This is a genomic window from Chromobacterium sp. LK11 (assembly GCF_001043705.1).
Lineage (GTDB): Bacteria > Pseudomonadota > Gammaproteobacteria > Burkholderiales > Chromobacteriaceae > Chromobacterium > Chromobacterium alkanivorans.
Genome location: NZ_LDUR01000017.1, coordinates 85,664 through 103,102, shown reverse-complemented (window position 1 = coordinate 103,102; position 17,439 = coordinate 85,664). Strand labels below are relative to the sequence as shown.

Genomic DNA, 17,439 nt, shown 5'->3' with positions numbered 1-17,439 from the left:
GAGCCGGGGAGGCATGATGTCCATGGACGTGATCACGCAAGAAGACGAACGCAAACTGAATAATCTGACCCTGGTGGTCTATATCCTGCAGGCAATCAGCCTGTTTGTCGGCCTGACCGGCCTGGTGGCGGTGATCATCAATTACGTCAAGCGCGACGATGTGCGCGGCACGCGCTATGAAAGCCATTTCAGCTGGCAGATCCGCACTTTCTGGTGGGCCTTGCTCGGCACCGTGCTGGGCGTGGCGCTGGCCTGGATCCTGGTGGGCTTCGTGATCCTGGGCCTTACCTGGGTGTGGTATGTCTACCGCATCGTGCGCGGCTTCCTGAATTTCAACGACGGCAAGCCGATGCCGGAATAAAACGGCAAAAAAGACGGGCGCGGACATGGATGATGCCCGGCGCCCGCAAGGGTTCTGCGCGAACCGGAAAATAGGCGGCCGGCGGGCCGCTGGCTTTATGAAAGCCGCCTACATGCTAAACCCCGCGCCGTATCGTCCCCAGTCAAACCCCGCCCGCGTTTGCGCCATGTCAAGCCGGCGCCGGCGGCGGGCATGGCCAGAGCGCCGCGGTTTTGGCACAATGCGCAACTTGCTTGAAGGGAGCCGCAATGCAAGCCGATGATTTGCAAAGCCTGGTGACCCGGGCGATGCCGTTTGGCAAACACAAGGGCACGCTGATCTGCGATCTGCCCGGCAACTATCTGAACTGGTTCGCCCGCGAAGGCTTTCCACCCGGCGAAATTGGCCGCCTGCTGCAATTGATGCAGGAGCTGGACCATAATGGCCTAACCTATCTACTTGATCCGATAAGAAAGCGCTAGAAGCATGGCAATCCAATGGTTCCCCGGCCATATGAACAAGGCCCGCAAGGATGTGGCCGAGCGATTGAAAGACATCGACGTGGTCATTGAGATGCTGGACGCGCGCTTGCCGGCTTCCAGCGCCAATCCCATGCTGGCGCGCATGGCCAAGGGCAAGCCGCGGCTGATGATCCTGAACAAGCAGGACCTGGCCGACGCCGCCGCCACCCAGCAGTGGCTGGAATGGTATCGCGCCAAGAAAAACACCCAGGCGCTGGGCATGGACGCCGGCGAACGCGCGCCGGCGCAAAAGCTGGTGGCCGCCTGCCGCGAACTGGCGCCGACGCGCGGCGGTCTGGAAAAGCCGCTGCGGGTGTTGATCTGCGGCATTCCCAACGTAGGCAAGTCCACGCTGATCAACAGCATGAGCAGCCGCAAGGTGGCCAAGACCGGCAATATGCCGGGCGTCACCAAGAACGAGCAGCGCATCATCCTGGCCGACGACGTGGAATTGTTCGACACCCCGGGCATGCTGTGGCCCAAGATCGAGGTGGAAGAGGGCGGCTACAATCTGGCGGCCAGCGGCGCGGTGGGCCGCAACGCGATGGACGAGGAAGAGGTGGCGCTGGAGCTGCTCAAGTACCTGATGCAGCACTACGCGCCGGAACTGAGCGCCCGCTACAAGCTGGACGACATCGCCGGTCAGCAGGACTGGCAGGTACTGGAAATGATAGGCCGCAAACGCGGCGCGGTGCAGTCCGGCGGCAAGATCAATCTGCAGAAGGCCGCCGAGATCGTGTTGACCGATTTCCGCGACGGCAATATCGGCCGTATTACGCTGGAGCGCCCGGCCGAGTGGCTGGCCTGGGAAAAGCGCGCCAAGGAATTGGCCGCCATCCGCGCCGCCGAGCGCGAAGCCCGGCAGCAGGAGCGGGACGGCAAGAAATCCGGCCGCCGTTGAGCCGGCCTCCCTCTCGCTTCGCCCACGCGCGGCCCGTTTAAGGGGCCGCGTTTTTTTTGCCGGGTCAGAGCGGCTGGCAGGGCTCGCTGAAGCCATAGCCCACGCCCCTGGCCGCCAGGATGGGGTTGTGCTGCGGCGCGATGCCGCTGAGCTTGCGCCGCAAGCGGCTGATCAGGGTTTCCAGCCGGCGTTCGTCGTAGTGCAGGTAATCGGCGCCCAAGGCTTCCGCCAGTTCGCGGCGGTGCGCCGGCTCCGGCGCGCGCCGCAGCATCGCGCTCATCACCTTGTGCTCCGCGTGAGTCAGATGCAGCTGTCGGCCGTTGGGCGCGGTCAGCGTGCGGTTGGCGGCGTGGTAGCGCCAGCCGTCGACGCGCTCCGCCGCGTCGCCGTCCAGCCGCCGCAGCACGCTGGCCAGCGTGGCCAGCAATTCCGCCAGCGGCGTCGGCTTGACCAGGTAGGCGTCGGCGCCTTGCTGCAGTCCCTGCACCTTGTCGTCCAGCGCGCCGCGCGCGGTGAGCATGACTTGTCCCAGGCCGGGGTGGCTGGCGCGCAGCCGCTGGCTGAGCGCCATGCCGTCGATATCGGGCAAGCCCAGGTCCAGAATCAGCAGGCGGCAGGGGTGTTCGGCCAGATGCCGTTCCAGTTCCCGGCCGCAGGCCAGGCCGGTGGCCTGATAGCCGCAGCGCTTGAGCTGGAACAGCAGCTCTTCGCGCAGGTCCGGGTTGTCTTCAAGCAAGGCTATGTGCGTCATGAGCGGCTTTCGGTAGATGCAAGATGAAGCTGGCGCCGTGCGGCCAGTTCGGGTCCAGGCCCAGTTCGCCGCCGTGCTGGACGGCGATGCGCCGCGCCAGATGCAGGCCCAGCCCCAGGCCTGGGCGGTTGCTGGTTTCCGCCAGCCGGGTGAAGCGCTGGAAGATCGCTTCCTCCTGGCCCGGCGCGATGCCGGGGCCGTGGTCGCTGATCTGCCAGACGATGTGCTCGGCCAGGCGGTGGACGCCGATCTGGATCGGCGTGTCCGGATGCGCGTATTTCAGGGCGTTTTCCATCAGGTTCTGCAGCAGCACCGACAACAGCTGCGCGTCGCCGCAGAGCGGCATGAGTGTCCCGTCGCTTTGCAGCCGGAATCGCCGCTGCTCGTCGGCGTCCAGCTGTTCCAGGCTGTGGCGGGTCAGTTCCAGCAAGTCCAGCGATTGCGCGTGCAGCCCGGCGTCGCTCACATCGGCGCGGCCGTGTTGTTCGGCCAGCCGCATCAATTCCTGCATCCGCAGCAGCGCGCGCTGAATGCGCTCGTGGCGGGCCTGGCGCTGCGCCAGCACCGTCGGCGCCGGCCCGTCCTCCTCCAGCAGGCGCAGGCTGCTGCTGGCGGCGTCGATGATGGCCACCGGGGTGCGGATTTCATGTGTGATCATCGCCAAGAGATCGGTCTGCTCCTCGCGCGCCTCGCGCTGGCGCAGGCTGTCGGCCTGGGCCTGGCTGGCCTGGTGCAGCGCCTCGATGCGTTCGCGCTCCAGCGTGCGCATGCGCAGGAACAGGCCGATGTAGAGCAGGGTGATCGGCGGCAGATCGGCCAGCCGGCCGTATTCCTGGATCCAGGACTGATAAGGAATGTGCCCCAGATGAAATAGCAGCGCGGGGATGTTGAGCGCCAGATTGGTGGGCAGGTGCAGCGCGATCAGGCGGTCGCCGCTGTCGTTGCGCCGCCACAGACGCCAGCAGACCGGCAGGGTCAGCAGATTGATGCCGATGACGGCGTAGAGCGTGAGCGGGATGCTGTAGGCCAGGCCGAACGGCCAGAACAGCGCGCACAACACGGTGGCGGCGCCGGTGGCGGCCTGCAGCTGGTAGAGCCGGTAAGTGCGCGGGTAGTCGCGCTTCAGCTCCAGCAGGTGGGCGAAGTAGGCGCAGCCCAGGATGACGGCGGCGCCCAGGCCGACGTAATTGCACAGCAGCGCGATCTCGGGCTGCTCCGGAAACAGCAGCAGCCGGGCCATGCCGTCGGTGGCGAAGCGGTGGCAGGCCACCGCCAGGATGTAGCCGAACAGCTTGGCGTGCTGCGCCCGGCGGGTGATCAGCCAGGCGGCTAGCGCGATCAGCACCATGCTCAGCATATAGCCGTAGATCAGGCCCAGTTGCAGCATGCGTTCGTTGTGGTGGGCGATCAGATCCGGCTCGCTCCACAGCCGCGGCTGCGCGTTCAGCGCCAGCGACTGGATTTTGACGAACACCGTCTGTTCGCGCGGCTGCAGGGAAAAGCTGGCGGCCATCAGCGGCAGCTCCATCGCGGACATTGGCCGCCAGGAGCCGATGTCCTGCCGCCGCCAGCCGCCGTCGGGCAAGGGCTGGAATAAGCTTAGGCGGGCCAAATAGCTGGGGATCAGCTCCAGCCAGGGCCGCGGCGGCAAATCACGCAGCTGGAGCCGCAGCCAGCAGGTGTCGTGGCCGTAGCCGCGCGCCAGTTTGCCGTCGGGCAGCGGCTGGAAGCGCGCTTGCCAGCCGGGGCCGGCAATTTGATCGATGTCGAGACCGGCGTCGGCGCTGCAAAAGGCGCTGGCGTCCCGTTCGCTGAACGGGCGGAAGCCGGCTTGCGCCGCGTTGACGGCGAAGGGCAGGCATAGCAATAGCAAGATCGGCAACGCGCGAGGCATGGCTAAGCGGGGCGTGGTCTCAGATGGGCCGACATTGTGACGGCAATGTCATTTTTTGTCAGCGCTTACGCCAAAAATTAAAACAGATATCGTTGGCGTAATGAAAGATGACTTTGTAATGATAGGCGCAGGCGGACGGTTTTCTCCGTTCGTCGCTTGGGGGCGGGTCCGAATTCAGCGCCGCAGCAAGAACAAGCCGACCAGGAGCACCAGCGCGCCCACGGCCTGGGCCAGCCACGCCGACCAGTGCTTGCCCGGCTCCAGGCAGGCTTCCTCGGGGTTTTGCGGGTTGTAGAACACCGGCACGGCTTGGCCCGCCGGATAGCGCTGCACGATCTCGCGCGCCTGTTGGTCGCTGCCGCCGTAGCCGGGATTGGGGAAGCGCAGCCGCTCGGCGCGGTAGACGCGGTCGGCCACGCGGTATTCATAGCGCACGACGGCGCGGTATTCCCTGCGGTCCGAACTGTCGCCGCCGCGCGCATGGCGCCAGTCCACTTCGCTGGAGACGATGTTGCCGACGACGCTGGGCCAGCCGGCGGCCTGTTGCGCCTTGGCGGACTGCTGCCACAGGTAGACGGAAATGGCCAAGCCGACGGCGATGACCAGCAGGGCGATGACTTTTTCGCTCATGGGGCGCGGATGCCTCGCTGAACGCGCCGGCGCGGCAGCGGCAGCTTGGCCCGCAGCCGATACAGCAGCGCCCAGCCGAACAGCGCGCTCAGCGCCGCCAGGATGAATTTGGCGCTGCCGATGTCGCTGTCGCCGCCCTTGATCAGCACGGACTCGGCCGGACTGCGCGGATTGTAGTAGACGGTGATCGCCTTGCCGGCGGGAAAGCGCCGCGTCAGGTCGTCGGCGTTGCTGCGGTCGCCGGGCAGGGCGTTGTCGACGGCGAACAGCCGGTCGCTGTGGTAGACCTGGCCGCGCACCGTGTACAGGTATTGCACATGCGGCTGCCAGTAAAGCTGATCGGGGTGCTCGGCGTTGGACACCACCAGCATGCGGCTGCTCTCCACGTGGCCCGGCGCGTTGCGCCATTCGCGCAATTGATGGCTGGGCGTCAGCAAGACCGCGATCAGCCCCAGCAGGCTGGCGAGAAAGGCCAGCATCAGCGCGCTGACCCGGGCTTGCGGCGAGAATTTCATGATGGGATCAGACGGCTTGGCCGGGGTGCTCGAACCAGGTCAGCAGAATGGCCTGGGCCGCCACCTGATCCAGCGCCGGCTTCTGCTTGCGGCCGCGCACGCCGGCCTCTTCCAGCATGGATTCGGCCACCACCGAGGTCAGCCGTTCGTCCACCAGCCATACCGGCAGGCCGTAGCGGCCCTTGAGCCGGTTGGCGAAGCGGCGCGCCAGCTGCGTCATCTGGTGCTCGGTGCCGTCGATGTGCATCGGCAGCCCCACCACCAGCTGCGCCGGCCGCCATTCCTCTATCAGCGCGGCGATGGCGGCGAAGCGCGCGTCGTTGATTTCCGTGTCTATGGTCAGCAGCGGGTGGGGAATGCCGAGCAGGGTTTCCCCGACGGCGACGCCGATGCGGCGCTCGCCGAAGTCGAATGCCAAGGCGCAACCTTCAGGCATGGCCGACATCCGTGGACAGCAGGGAGGGGTCGAAGCCCAGCAGCGCCATCGCGGCGTCGTAGCGCTCTTCGCAGGGCAGGCCGAAGATGATGTCCGGCCGCGCCGGCACCGTCAGCCAGCCGTTGTCGGCGATTTCCTGCTCCAGCTGGCCGGCGCTCCAGCCGGAATAACCCAGCGTGATCAGCATGCGGTCCGGCTGCTTGTGGTTTTCGGACACCGCTATCAACACGTCCTTGGACGTGGTCAGCGCGATGTCGTCGGTGACCAGCAGGCTGGACTGCCAATTGCCCACCGGCATGTGCAGCACGAAGCCGCGATCCGGCTGCACCGGGCCGCCGAAGTAGATCGGCTCGGCGCGGAGCGAGTCGCCGTCCAGCGGCAGATCGATCTGATCGAACAACTGCGCCATGGCGATGCCGGAAGGCTTGTTGACGATCAGGCCCATGGCGCCGTGCTCGCCGTGCTCGCAGACGAAGACCAGCGAGCGCGAGAACAGCGGGTCCGCCATATTGGGCATGGCGATCAAGAATTGATTGGACAACGATAGCGGTTCCATGCGGCCATTATGGCATAAGTCGGCTGGCCGGGTAGATGCGGGTGCGCGACGCGCAACAGCGCCGCGCGCGACGCGCGGTCGGCGCGGGCAACTGCTAAAATGCCGATTTTCGCCCAGCCATTGCGAGGACATCTTGCGTCTCACCCACATCAAGCTTGCCGGTTTCAAGTCATTCGTCGATCCCACCAGCATTGCCGTGCCCGGCCAACTGGTGGCGGTGATCGGCCCCAATGGCTGCGGCAAGTCCAATGTGATAGACGCGGTGCGCTGGGTATTGGGCGAGTCTTCGGCCAAGCAGCTGCGCGGCGAATCGATGCAGGACGTGATCTTCAACGGCTCGTCCACGCGCAAGCCGGTCAGCCGCGCCTCGGTGGAACTGGTGTTCGACAACGGCGACGGCGCGCTCACCGGCGCCTGGGGCCAGTACGCGGAAGTGGCGATCAAGCGGGTGCTGACCCGCCAGGGCGAATCCAGCTACTTCATCAACAATCAGCAGGTGCGCCGCCGCGACATCACCGATCTATTCCTCGGCACCGGCGTCGGCGCGCGCGGCTACGCGGTGATCGAGCAGGGCATGATCTCGCGCATCATCGAGGCGCGGCCGGAAGAACTGCGCGCCTATCTGGAAGAAGCCGCCGGCGTGTCCAAGTACAAGGAGCGCCGCCGCGAGACCGAACACCGCATCGCCGACACCCGCGCCAATCTGGAACGCATCGCCGACTTGCGGCAGGAACTGGAGCGCCAGGTGGAGCGCTTGTCCGAGCAGGCCGAGGTGGCCGCTCAATACCACGATCTGCGCGGCGCGCTGACCCACAAGCAAAACCTGCTGGCCCTGGCGCGGCGCGAAGAGGCGGCGCGCAACGAGGCGGCGGCGCGCGCCGAACTGGCGCGCATCGAAACCGAAGAGGCGGCGCTGGAAGCGGCGGTCACCCACGTGGAGGCCGAATCCGAAACCGTGCGCGAAAGCCATTTCGCCGCCAGCGACGAAGTGCACGAGGCGCAGCAACGCTTGTTCGAGGCCAACGCCCAGCTGGCGCGGCTGGAAGAGGCGCAGCGACACCGCGAGCAGAACCGCGCCCGCGTGGACCGCGAACTGGGCTCGGTGCGCACCGAGCGTCAGGTGCTGGCCGAAAGCCGCGGTCAGGTGAGGGCCGAACTGGACGACTGGCTGCCGCGGCGCGAAGAGGCGCAGATGCGTTTGGAAGAGGCGCAGATGACGCTGGAGGACGGCGCCGACGAACTGCCCACCGCCGAGGCGGAATACCGCGCCATCGAACAGCAGCTGAACGGGCTGACCGCGCAGCAGGCCAAACTCAGCCGGGATCGGGACCTGGCGCGTCAGAACGGCGAGCATCAGCGCCGCAGCCTGGAGCAGCTGTCCGGCCGCGAGGACGCGCTGCGCCGCGAACTGAGCGACCTGAACCTGCCGGATCAGGCGCGGCAGCAGGCCGCCGCAGCCGAAGTCGAGCGCGCGCGCGGCGCGCTGGAGACGGTGCGGAGCCGGCTGGTGGCCGACGAGGCCAAGCAGGCCGACCTGGCCGCCGAACGGGAAAAACTGGACGAACAACTGGCCGCGCTGCGCGGCGAACAGGCGCGGGCCGAGGCCGAGGCCGCCGCGCTGGCCGGCATGCTGGCGCGCGAGGCGGCCAGCGAGCAACTGGACGGCTGGCTGCAGCGCCGGGGCCTGGCCGAGGCGCCGCAGCTGTGGCAGAGCCTGCAAGTGGAGCCCAAGTGGCAGCCGGCGCTGGAAGCGGCGCTGGGCGAACGCCTGGCCGCGCGCGCCGCCGCGCTGCAAGGCGAATTGCCGCCGGCGGCGCTGGCGCTGGCGGACGGCGCGGCGGCGCGAGACTGGACGGCGGAGCGCCCGTGGCCGACGCTGCTGCAACAGCTGCGCGCCGCCCAGCCCTTCCAGGCCGCGCTGCAGGACTGGCTGGCCGGCGTTTATCTGGCCGATTCGCTGGACGAGGCGCTGGCCTTGCGCGAACAGCTGCCGGCCGGCGCCTGTCTGCTGACGCCGGAAGGCCACCGCGTTTACGCCGCCAGCCTGTGCCTGCACGCCGAAGCCGGCGGCGACGGCCTGATGGCGCGCAAGGCTTTGCTGGAAGCGGCGCAGGCGAGCTTGGAGCGGCTGTCGCCGGAAATCGACGCCATGCAGCGGCGCCGCGAATCCTTGCAAAGCCGCGGCGCCATGCTGGCCGAGGCGGTGCGCGCGCAAAAAGGCGCGCTGACCCGCCTGGAGGCGGAGCTGAACGCGGCGACGCTGGAGCACGTCAAGCTGGACCAGGCCGCGCGCCAGGGCGCGGCGCGCTTGGCGGCGATCGAGGCCGAGCGCAGCCGCATCGCCGAAGAAGGCGAACTGGCGCGCGAGGGCATCGCCGAGGCGGAAATGCTGGGCGAGGAAACGGCGCTGACGCTGGAAGAACTGGCGGTGCAGCTGGAAGACATGCGGGTGGACCGGCTCAACGCCGAGACCGGCCTGCAGCTGGCGCGCAACAAGACCCGCGACGCCGAGCGCATGCTGCACGAGATCAAGCTGGAAATGAGCACCGCCGAGCAGAAGGTGGCGGAGCTGGCGCGGCGCGGCCGCGAGCTGGACGAGCGCGACCAGCAACTGGCTGAGCGGCTGGAAACTCTGGCCGAGGAGGCCGAGGCGGTGGAAGAGGCGGTGCCGGAGGAGGCCTTGCAACTGGCGCTGGCCGAACGCGAACAACGCGAGCACAGCCTGGGCGCGGTGCGCGACCGGCTCAACGGCCTGACCGAAAAACTGCGCGAGCTGACCCAGCGCCAACAACAGGCCAACGCCGCCTTGCCGGCGCTGCGCGAAGCGCGCTCGGACTGGCTGCTCAAGCATCAGGAAGCGCGGCTGGCGATGGAGCGTTTCGCCGAAGAACTGATCAGCGCCAGCGTCGACGAGGCCGCGCTGATGGCGGACCTGAACGAGGCGGTGAAGCCGAACGCGCTGGCCGCCGAGATCGCGCGGCTGGCGCGCGCGCTGGAAGGCTTGGGCGCGGTCAATCTGGCGGCGCTGGAGGAATTGGACGAGGCCAGGAAGCGCGGCGATTACCTGGCGGCCCAGTCCGAGGACCTGAACCAGGCGATGGCGACGCTGGAAGAGGCGATCGCCAAGATAGACGGCGAAACCCGCGAAATGCTGCAAGCCACTTACGACGCGGTCAACGCCAAGATGCGCGAGTTCTTCCCCACCTTGTTCGGCGGCGGCCGCGCCGAACTGGTGCTGACCGGCGAGGACTTGCTGGACGCCGGCGTGCAGATCATCGCCCAGCCGCCGGGCAAGAAGAACAGCACCATTCATCTGCTGTCCGGCGGCGAAAAGGCGCTGACCGCGATGAGCCTGGTGTTCTCGCTGTTCTCTCTGAATCCCGCGCCGTTCTGCCTGCTGGACGAGGTGGACGCGCCGCTGGACGACGCCAATACCAGCCGCTTCTGCGATCTGGTCAAGCAGATGTCGGAGCGCACCCAGTTTCTCTATATTTCCCATAACCGCCTGACCATGGAAATGGCCGAGCAACTGGTGGGCGTGACCATGCAGGAACAGGGCGTCAGCCGCATCGTGGCGGTGGACATCGTGGAGGCGCTGAAGATGCGGGAAACCGCCTGAGACCCTGTTTACGATCTGCGGCGATTCGTCAGACGCGACACGGTGAGTGGCGCTTCGAAATGCTCATGTGCCGCTTGTGCATTTCGCTTTTTCGCTTATTTTCGCCTTGTCTCGCCCTGGCTATCGAGATTTTGGGCAGGGGCTTGGTTTCGCGGTAAAGCCCGCTTGGTAGCGGCAGGGTTTTGTTAGCCCTTATTTAAATAGACGGGTGCGAACTATCTCCGTCAGTTACAGTTTGACGGCGCGCAAACCGACGCGCGCGCGCGGATGGCATACTGCGCAGCTTCCCGGCGGCAACGGCCGCCGGGCGATATCGTTGCTGGATGAATGGGCATGACCGTAAGCATCAAGCGTTGGGAACCTGAAAACCCTATCTTCTGGCTGCGCCGCGGGCGGCGCATCGCCAATCGCAATCTCTGGCTGTCCGTCCTGTCGCTGCACCTGAACTTCAATATCTGGATGATGTGGAGCATGGTGGTGGTCAACCTGCCGGCGGTTGGCTTCGCGCTCAGCAATCAGCAGCAGTTTCTGCTGGTGTCGATTCCGCCGCTGGTCGGCGCCTTGATGCGGCTGCTGTATTCGTGGATCTGGAGCTGGGTGGGCGGCGGCCTGTGGCTGGGCATTTCCACCTTGCTGCTCTTGCTGCCGGCCTTGGGCGTGGCCTCGGTGGTGCAGGACATTTCGACGCCTTTCCCCATCCTGCTGCTGGTGTCCGGCCTGTGCGGCATAGGCGGCGGCGCCAGCGCCTCCCATCTGTCCAACACCAGTTTCTTCTTCCCCAAGGCGGCCAAGGGGCTGGCGATGGGACTGAACGCCGGCCTCGGCAATCTGGGCGTGTCGGTGGCGCAATTGGCCATCCCGGTGGCCATCCTGTTGCCCTTGTTCGGCGCGGCGGGGGGCGGGCCGCAGATCTGGGGCGTAGGCGGCGCCGTGCATCCGGTATGGCTGCAGAACGCCGGCTATCTATGGCTGCCCTTCATCGTCGTCATCGCGCTGGCCTGCCTGCTGTACGCGCACGACCTGCCCAAGCTGCGCATCACCCCGCATGATCAGCTGGACGCGATGCGCGATCCGCACACCTGGTATATCTGCCTGCTGTACATGGGCAGCTACGGCACCTTCCTCGGTTTCGCCGCCGCCTTTCCGCTGCTGGCGCGCAATATGTTTCCGCTGATCGACGTCACCCCCTACGCTTTCATCGGGCCCATGGTCTGCGCCTTGTCGCGGCCCTTGGGCGGCTGGATGGGCGATCACATCGGCGGCGGCATCGCCACCATGCTCAGCAACGGGGTGATGGCGCTGGCCACCGTCGGCGTTTACCTGAGCATGCCCTCGGCCGGCAACGGCGGTTCGTTCTGGCTGTTCCTCGCCATGTTCCAGCTGATTTTCTTCGCCGCCGGCGTGGGCAACGGCTCTTCCTTCCAGTTGGCGCCCAAGGTCTTTCTGCTGCAGGCCGGCCAGCGGGCCAAGGCCGCCGGCCTGGACGTCGCCGAGGCCTATGCGCGCGGCGGCCGCCGCGGCGCGTCGGCGATGAACGTCAGCTCGGTGATGGCGGCGTTCGGCGGTTTCGTGATTCCCAAATCCTTCGGCAGCGCCTTGGCCGCCTTCGGCAGTTTCCTGCCGGCCTTCGGCATGTTCTTCGTGTTCTATCTGGTGTCCATGCTGGTGGCCTGGTGGCAGTACAGCCGGCCGGGCAGCCGGATGCGCTGCTGAGGCGAGAGATGGGCGCGCGGCCGGTCTGGCGCTGGGCCTTGCTGGCGTCGCTGGCGCTGCACGCCTTGCTGTTGTTCGGCTGGCCGCGCCGCCCGCCGCCGCCGGCCGCCGCGGCGTTGACGCTGCGGCTGACGTCGCCGCCGGGGGCTGTCGCGGCGGCCAAGACGCCGTCCGTCGGCGGACCGGCGCCCTCCAGCGCCCGGCCGGCGGCCAAGGCCGGCAGTCGGACGGAAACCAAGGCGGAAGCCAGGCCAAGCGCCAAACCGCGCGGCAGCCTTGCCGCGTCGCCGTCCTTGCCGGCGGCCGGCGGCGTGCCGGCGACGGAGGCCGCCGCCGCGGGCGGGCCGGGAGCCAGGAGCGGGACCGCCGCGCCGTCGGGCGGCGGCGCATCGCAGGCCGGCGCGGACAGCGTGGCCTTGTATCGCGCCGAGTATCTGAACAATCCGCAGCCGGAATACCCGGAGCGCTCGCGGGAAAACGGTGAGCAGGGCACGGTGTTGCTGCGGGTGGAGGTTGGCGCGGCCGGCAGAGCCGGCGAGGTGGCGGTGGCCAGCAGCAGCGGTTATCCGCGGCTGGACCGGGCGGCCAAGGCCGCGGTGGAGCGCTGGCGCTTCGCGCCGGCCAGGCGCAACGGCCAGGCGGTGGATTCGGTGCTGATGGTGCCGGTGCGTTTCCAGGGCCCTTGAGCCGCGCGCGGGCGGCGCTGAAAACGCAATGGCGGCGAGGGCGCGGGCCGCATCGCGGAGCCGCGTCTCGCCGCCGGGTAAAGGGCGGTGACGGCAGGGGGATCCTAGGCCGTGACCTCTTCCTGCTCCTCCAGCGCCAGGCTAAAGCCTTCGCGCAGGCGGCCCAGCTCCTGGCAGAAGCCGGACAGGTCGTGTTCGCCAAAGCGTTTGAAGGCGATCTGCATATAGTCGATATGAGCGGGGAAGGCCTGATCGAACAGGCGCTCGCCGTGCTGGGTCAAGGAAACGAACACGCTGCGGCGATCGTTGGGCTGCATGGTGCGGGTAACCAGACCCTTGTCTTCCAGCCGGTCGATGACGCCGGTCAGCGTCCCTTTGGTGATCAACGTGCGGTCGGACAGCTCCTTGCAATTCATGCCCTTGCTGTGGCCCAGCGTGGCGACCACGTCGAATTGCGGCGGAGTCAGGCCCAGCTGACGAATGTGCTGGCTGGCAAACTGTTCGAATGCCTGGTAGGTGCGCGCCAGCTCGTGGACCACCGGAAGGAAACTGGCTTGAGAAGTGTTTTTCATCGATCTATCCCTTGCTTTCCTAAGCAGTGTTTAAGACGATTTGGAATCATTCATTTGCATGAACACGAAATATTCTGGCACGAGATATTTCAGAGCGCCCCTGTCAGAAATGTCATCTGCCGGCCCTTCCGGTCCTGAAAATGACGTTCCGCTTCCATTTGGCCCGTTTGCGGCGGGCCCGGCTCGCGGCGCCGAACGGCTGACTGGAGCAGTTCGACGCGGTCCGATGGAACCAGCAGGGGCGATTCGGCATCCAATTCAGGTTGCGAACCCGGTTTGAAGCGCCAAATTGCCCGCATCAGCTATCGCCCCGGCTTGATTTACGCTGGCGGCAAGGCATTTACGGCTAAATTGCCGCCAAATGATGCGCAAGCTGAGGCTTTCGTTATAATAACCGTGGTCTATCGCCGTTCTCGACTGGCCGAAACGCCAGATTCGAACGGTTTTGTTGCCGAATACTTAAAGGGAGGCTGTCGGCCCGGCTATTGCCGAAAGACGCCGCATCGCGCATTGACAGAATGCGCCAGAGCGCGGCGAAGGGGCGGCCGACGGCTTCGATTATTCGCCTTAATGCGGACTGGCTGATGAGCGAATTACAGATTGGTGTGTTGATACTGGGCGGCGCGGTGATCGCCCTGGTGTACGGATTCAATGCTTTTCAGGAATGGCGTTTTCGCAAGAAGACTCGCCAGGCCTTCACGCGCGGCCACGACGACGTGCTGCTGGACGTGCCCAAGAACAATGTGCGCGACGGGGTGAAGCAGGACCGGATGGAGCCGGTGCTGGTGGACGCCGCGCCGGAGCCGGACGACTACGCCGCCGCCTACTTCGAGCCGCAAATCCCCGCGGAGCCGGCGCGCGCCGAAACCGAACGGCCGCGCGAGGCGGTCTTCGACGCGGTGCCGGTGGTGGAAGTGGAAGAGGAAGAAGAAGAGGCTCCGCAGATGGATTCCGCCGACCACCAGGCGCTGGTGGTGGCGATGCTGGACCCGTCGCTGGATTTCATCGCCGAGGTGGTGTTCCACGCGCCGCACGAGCTGGCGGCGATTCCGCGCTTCAACGTGGGCAAGCGCACCCAGTTGATCGGCCGCACCGAAAAAGGCTTGTGGAAGCCGGCCGAGGCCTTGCCGGGCACCCGTTACAAGCAGATCAACGTCAGCATGCAGATGGTGGACCGCAGCGGCGCGGTGACCGAGCAGGAACTGGCCGGCTTCTGCCAGCAGGTGTCGCGTTTCGCAGAGGAACACGACGCCGCGGTCAGCTTTCCGCAGCGCCAGCAGAAGCTGGTGGCGGCGCGCGAACTGGACCGTTTCTGCGCCGACGTGGACGTGCTGATCGGCATCAACATCGTGCCGCAGGGGCCGATAGAAGGCACCCGGTTGCGCAGCTTCGCCGAGGCCGCCGGCCTGCAGCTGGAACCGGACGGCGCCTTCCATTACCTGGCGGACTCCGGCAACACCCTGTATTCGCTGATGGCGGCGGACCAGATGCCGTTCACCTTCCACACGCTGCTGGACAAGTCCTTCCCGGCGCTGACCCTGTTGTTCGACGTGCCGCGCGTGGCCGGCGGCGTCGAGGTGTTCGACCGCGCGGTGTATTTCGCGCGCCAGCTGGCGCAGGAATTCGACGCCCAATTGGTGGACGACAACCGCCGTCCGCTGTCCGACGCCGGCCTGACCCGCATCCGCGACCAACTGCTGCACATCTACGGCAGCATGGACGACCGCGGCATCGCCCCCGGCAGCGTGGCCGCCTTGCGGCTGTTTGCCTGACCGGCCGCAAGCCCCGGTGTCGCCTTGGCGCGCAGCCGCTACACTGGGGTGATCGGCCCGCTTGATGATCTTCCGTTTCCAAGGCCGGCGCCACGCCGGCTTTTCTCGTTTGAGCCCGACTGAACATGACCACCCTCATTCCGCAACAGCGCGTAGCCGAACTGCATCAACTGCTGAACCGCTACGGCCACGAATACTATGTGCTGGACGCGCCCACGGTGCCGGACGCCGAATACGACCGCCTGTTCCGCGAGCTGCAACAGCTGGAGCAGGAGCACCCGGAACTGGCGGGCGCGGATTCGCCCACCCGCCGCGTAGGCGGCGCGCCGCTGGACGAGTTCCAGCAAGTGACCCACAGCGTGCCGATGCTGTCGCTGTCCAACGCGTTTTCCGACATGCAGCTGAGCGAGCGCGAACAGCGCCATGAAGAGCTGCTGCAGTTCGACGAGCGGGTGCGCAAAGGGCTGGATGTTGCCGAGGTGGAGTACGCGACCGAGCCCAAGTTCGACGGCCTGGCGATTTCCCTGCTGTACCGCGACGGCGTGCTGGTCCAGGCGGCCACCCGCGGCGACGGCGTGACCGGCGAGAACGTCACCGAGAACATCCGCACCGTGCGCGCGATTCCGCTGCGCTTGTCGGCCGCCGCGCCCAGCCTGCTGGAAGTACGTGGCGAGGTTTTGATGCTGAAGCAGGATTTCAACAAGCTCAACGCCGAACAGGCCGCGCGCGGCGACAAGACCTTCGCCAACCCGCGCAACGCCGCCGCCGGCAGCTTGCGGCAGCTGGATTCGCGCATTACCGCCCAGCGCCGGCTGTCCTTCTTCGCCTACGCCATCGCCCAGGTGGAGGGCGCGGTCTGGCCGGCCAGCCACAGCGCGGAAATGGCCTGGTTGCGCGAGCTGGGCTTCCCGGTGGTGGCCGAGGACTTGCGGCCGGTGGTGAGCGGCGTGGACGGTTTGATCGCCTACTACGAGCAGGTGCAGCAGCGCCGCCCCGGCCTGCCTTTCGATATCGACGGCGTGGTGTACAAGGTCAATCAGCGTGCCTTGCAGGATGAGCTGGGCTTTGTGTCGCGCGCGCCGCGCTGGGCCATCGCCCACAAATTCCCGGCCGAGGAAGCGCTGACCCAGGTCGAGGCGATCGAAGAGCAAGTGGGCCGCACCGGCGCGATTACGCCGGTGGCGCGGCTGAAGCCGGTGTTCGTAGGCGGCGTCACCGTCACCAACGCCACCCTGCATAATGAAGACGAGGCGCGGCGCAAGGACGTGCGCGTCGGCGACACCGTGATCGTGCGCCGCGCCGGCGACGTGATTCCCGAAGTGGTGTCGGTAGTGATGGAGCGCCGGCCGATGCTGCCGGCGGCGGACGGTCAGTTGTTCGGCGAGCCGGAGCACCCGGCTTACCGGTTGCCCAGCGCCTGTCCGGTATGCGGCAGCCACGTGGTGCGCGAAGAGGGCGAGGCGGTGGCGCGCTGCTCCGGCGGCCTGTCCTGCCGCGCGCAGCGCAGCCAGGCGATCCAGCACTTCGCCGGCCGCCGCATGATGGACATCGACGGCCTGGGCGAACGCTATATCGACAAGCTGGTGGAGTACGACTATGTGCGCGGCGTGGCCGATCTGTACCGGCTGACGCTGGAAGACCTGCTGGAAATGAAGCGCCGCGCCGACGAGGACGAGGGCGTCACCCCGGAAACCGTCAAGGCCGGCAAGGTGGCCAGCAAGTGGGCGGAAAACCTGATCGAGGCGATCGCCGCCAGCCGGCGGCCGCCGCTGGCGCGGCTGCTGTTCGCGCTGGGCATCCGCCATGTCGGCGAATCCACCGCCAAGACCCTGGCCGACTGGCTGGGGACGATAGCCCTGGTGCGCCGCGCGCCGGCGGCCTTGTTCGCCGCGCTGCCGGACATCGGCGGCGTGGTGGCGGAATCGCTGGCGGACTTTTTCGCCGAAGCCAATAACGAAGCCGCGCTGGACGCCTTGTTGAGTCATGTGGCGCCGGCCGACGAGCACGCGCCGTCGCCGCGCCTGGCCGAGCGCTTGCAGCCGGCGATGCTGCTGGCGCGGCTGGACATTCCGCGGCTGACCGAGGTGCGCAGCCAGCAGCTGGCGGCGCAGATCGACGGCCTGGCCGCGCTGGCCGATCGCGAGCGGCGCGCGCTGCTGGACCTGGAACTGCCGGCCGAGGTGATCAACGCGCTGGCCGACTGGCTGGACCTGCCGGGCAAACGCGACAAGTTGCGCGCGCTCGCGGCCTTGGTCGACGAGATCCTGGCGGCGCTGCCGGCGCAAGCGGTGGCGGCCGGCGTGCTGGAGGGCAAGACCCTGGTGCTGACCGGCACCTTGCCTACGCTGAGCCGCGACCAGGCCAAGGAGTTGATCGAGGCCGCCGGCGGCAAGGTGTCCGGCAGCGTGTCCAAGAAGACGCATTACGTGGTGGCGGGCGCGGAGGCCGGCAGCAAGCTGGCCAAGGCGGAAGAACTGGGCGTGGCGATTCTGGACGAGGCCGGCTTGCAAGCCTTGCTGGCCGGAGAGTAAGC

At 67.0% G+C, this 17,439-nt stretch carries 15 protein-coding genes; 8 read left to right on the top strand and 7 right to left on the bottom strand.

Annotation, left to right across the window (positions count from 1 at the left end; translation table 11 throughout):
- Positions 1–22 precede the first annotated feature (22 nt).
- The 3 genes from VK98_RS12900 to ylqF all read left to right on the top strand — a co-directional run bounded on the left by VK98_RS12900 (position 23) and on the right by ylqF (position 1,762).
- Positions 23–361, top strand: coding sequence for a DUF4870 domain-containing protein (locus tag VK98_RS12900; protein ID WP_048414443.1), 339 nt, complete (start codon positions 23–25; stop codon positions 359–361).
- 248 nt (positions 362–609) lie between these two features.
- On the top strand, positions 610–822 hold the full coding sequence (locus VK98_RS12895) for a DUF3820 family protein (RefSeq protein ID WP_019100859.1): 213 nt from the start codon (positions 610–612) through the stop codon (positions 820–822).
- A gap of 4 nt (positions 823–826) precedes the next feature.
- Positions 827–1,762 (top strand): ribosome biogenesis GTPase YlqF, encoded by a 936-nt coding sequence (ylqF, locus tag VK98_RS12890; RefSeq protein WP_048414410.1) that lies wholly within the window; start codon positions 827–829, stop codon positions 1,760–1,762.
- A gap of 64 nt (positions 1,763–1,826) precedes the next feature.
- On the opposite strand, the gene VK98_RS12885 is transcribed toward ylqF, so the two are convergent.
- The 6 genes from VK98_RS12885 to VK98_RS12860 form a co-directional block, all read right to left on the bottom strand.
- Entirely contained in the window at positions 1,827–2,513 is a 687-nt protein-coding gene (locus tag VK98_RS12885; RefSeq protein WP_053077372.1) for a response regulator transcription factor, read from the bottom strand.
- Positions 2,491–4,407: a sensor histidine kinase gene (locus VK98_RS12880; RefSeq protein WP_082158977.1), complete on the bottom strand. Its 1,917-nt coding sequence runs from the start codon at positions 4,405–4,407 to the stop codon at positions 2,491–2,493. The genes VK98_RS12885 and VK98_RS12880 overlap by 23 nt, the downstream gene beginning before the upstream one ends.
- Positions 4,408–4,581: 174 nt before the next feature.
- On the bottom strand, positions 4,582–5,037 hold the full coding sequence (locus VK98_RS12875; protein ID WP_048414408.1) for a DUF3592 domain-containing protein: 456 nt from the start codon (positions 5,035–5,037) through the stop codon (positions 4,582–4,584).
- Positions 5,034–5,552 (bottom strand): DUF3592 domain-containing protein, encoded by a 519-nt coding sequence (locus tag VK98_RS12870; RefSeq protein ID WP_048414407.1) that lies wholly within the window; start codon positions 5,550–5,552, stop codon positions 5,034–5,036. The genes VK98_RS12875 and VK98_RS12870 overlap by 4 nt, the downstream gene beginning before the upstream one ends.
- A gap of 7 nt (positions 5,553–5,559) precedes the next feature.
- Positions 5,560–5,997, bottom strand: coding sequence for a Holliday junction resolvase RuvX (ruvX, locus tag VK98_RS12865; RefSeq protein ID WP_048414406.1), 438 nt, complete (start codon positions 5,995–5,997; stop codon positions 5,560–5,562).
- Entirely contained in the window at positions 5,981–6,544 is a 564-nt protein-coding gene (locus VK98_RS12860) for a YqgE/AlgH family protein (protein ID WP_048414405.1), read from the bottom strand. The genes ruvX and VK98_RS12860 overlap by 17 nt, the downstream gene beginning before the upstream one ends.
- A 133-nt stretch (positions 6,545–6,677) precedes the next feature.
- Between VK98_RS12860 and smc the strand changes: the two genes are divergently transcribed.
- The 3 genes from smc to VK98_RS22830 all read left to right on the top strand — a co-directional run bounded on the left by smc (position 6,678) and on the right by VK98_RS22830 (position 12,562).
- Positions 6,678–10,163 carry a chromosome segregation protein SMC gene (smc, locus tag VK98_RS12855; protein WP_048414404.1) on the top strand — a complete coding sequence of 1,162 codons (3,486 nt, stop codon included), beginning with the start codon at positions 6,678–6,680 and terminating at the stop codon, positions 10,161–10,163.
- A 333-nt stretch (positions 10,164–10,496) separates the two neighbouring features.
- Entirely contained in the window at positions 10,497–11,876 is a 1,380-nt protein-coding gene (locus VK98_RS12850; RefSeq protein WP_053077371.1) for a nitrite extrusion protein, read from the top strand.
- Positions 11,837–12,562 (top strand): energy transducer TonB, encoded by a 726-nt coding sequence (locus VK98_RS22830; protein WP_156187855.1) that lies wholly within the window; start codon positions 11,837–11,839, stop codon positions 12,560–12,562. The genes VK98_RS12850 and VK98_RS22830 overlap by 40 nt, the downstream gene beginning before the upstream one ends.
- A gap of 104 nt (positions 12,563–12,666) precedes the next feature.
- On the opposite strand, the gene VK98_RS12840 is transcribed toward VK98_RS22830, so the two are convergent.
- The gene (locus tag VK98_RS12840) at positions 12,667–13,134 is read right to left on the bottom strand and encodes a MarR family winged helix-turn-helix transcriptional regulator (RefSeq protein WP_019103187.1); all 468 of its coding nucleotides are present in this window, start codon (positions 13,132–13,134) and stop codon (positions 12,667–12,669) included.
- Between the two features lie 584 nt (positions 13,135–13,718).
- On the opposite strand from VK98_RS12840, the gene VK98_RS12835 reads away from it, so the two are divergent.
- Entirely contained in the window at positions 13,719–14,906 is a 1,188-nt protein-coding gene (locus VK98_RS12835) for a cell division protein ZipA C-terminal FtsZ-binding domain-containing protein (protein ID WP_048414402.1), read from the top strand.
- A gap of 125 nt (positions 14,907–15,031) precedes the next feature.
- Positions 15,032–17,437 (top strand): NAD-dependent DNA ligase LigA, encoded by a 2,406-nt coding sequence (gene ligA / locus VK98_RS12830; RefSeq protein WP_048414401.1) that lies wholly within the window; start codon positions 15,032–15,034, stop codon positions 17,435–17,437.
- The last annotated feature ends 2 nt before the right edge of the window (positions 17,438–17,439 follow it).

Coding starts and splice junctions, on each gene's coding strand:
- VK98_RS12875 (WP_048414408.1), bottom strand. CDS start 5,037: ATGAGCGAAAAAGTCATCGCCCTGCTGGTCATCGCCGTCGGCTTGGCC.
- ylqF (WP_048414410.1), top strand. CDS start 827: ATGGCAATCCAATGGTTCCCCGGCCATATGAACAAGGCCCGCAAGGAT.
- VK98_RS12860 (WP_048414405.1), bottom strand. CDS start 6,544: ATGGAACCGCTATCGTTGTCCAATCAATTCTTGATCGCCATGCCCAAT.
- VK98_RS12870 (WP_048414407.1), bottom strand. CDS start 5,552: ATGAAATTCTCGCCGCAAGCCCGGGTCAGCGCGCTGATGCTGGCCTTT.
- VK98_RS12850 (WP_053077371.1), top strand. CDS start 10,497: ATGACCGTAAGCATCAAGCGTTGGGAACCTGAAAACCCTATCTTCTGG.
- VK98_RS12840 (WP_019103187.1), bottom strand. CDS start 13,134: ATGAAAAACACTTCTCAAGCCAGTTTCCTTCCGGTGGTCCACGAGCTG.
- VK98_RS12895 (WP_019100859.1), top strand. CDS start 610: ATGCAAGCCGATGATTTGCAAAGCCTGGTGACCCGGGCGATGCCGTTT.
- VK98_RS12835 (WP_048414402.1), top strand. CDS start 13,719: ATGAGCGAATTACAGATTGGTGTGTTGATACTGGGCGGCGCGGTGATC.
- ligA (WP_048414401.1), top strand. CDS start 15,032: ATGACCACCCTCATTCCGCAACAGCGCGTAGCCGAACTGCATCAACTG.
- VK98_RS12880 (WP_082158977.1), bottom strand. CDS start 4,407: ATGCCTCGCGCGTTGCCGATCTTGCTATTGCTATGCCTGCCCTTCGCC.
- ruvX (WP_048414406.1), bottom strand. CDS start 5,997: ATGTCGGCCATGCCTGAAGGTTGCGCCTTGGCATTCGACTTCGGCGAG.
- VK98_RS12900 (WP_048414443.1), top strand. CDS start 23: ATGGACGTGATCACGCAAGAAGACGAACGCAAACTGAATAATCTGACC.
- VK98_RS12885 (WP_053077372.1), bottom strand. CDS start 2,513: ATGACGCACATAGCCTTGCTTGAAGACAACCCGGACCTGCGCGAAGAG.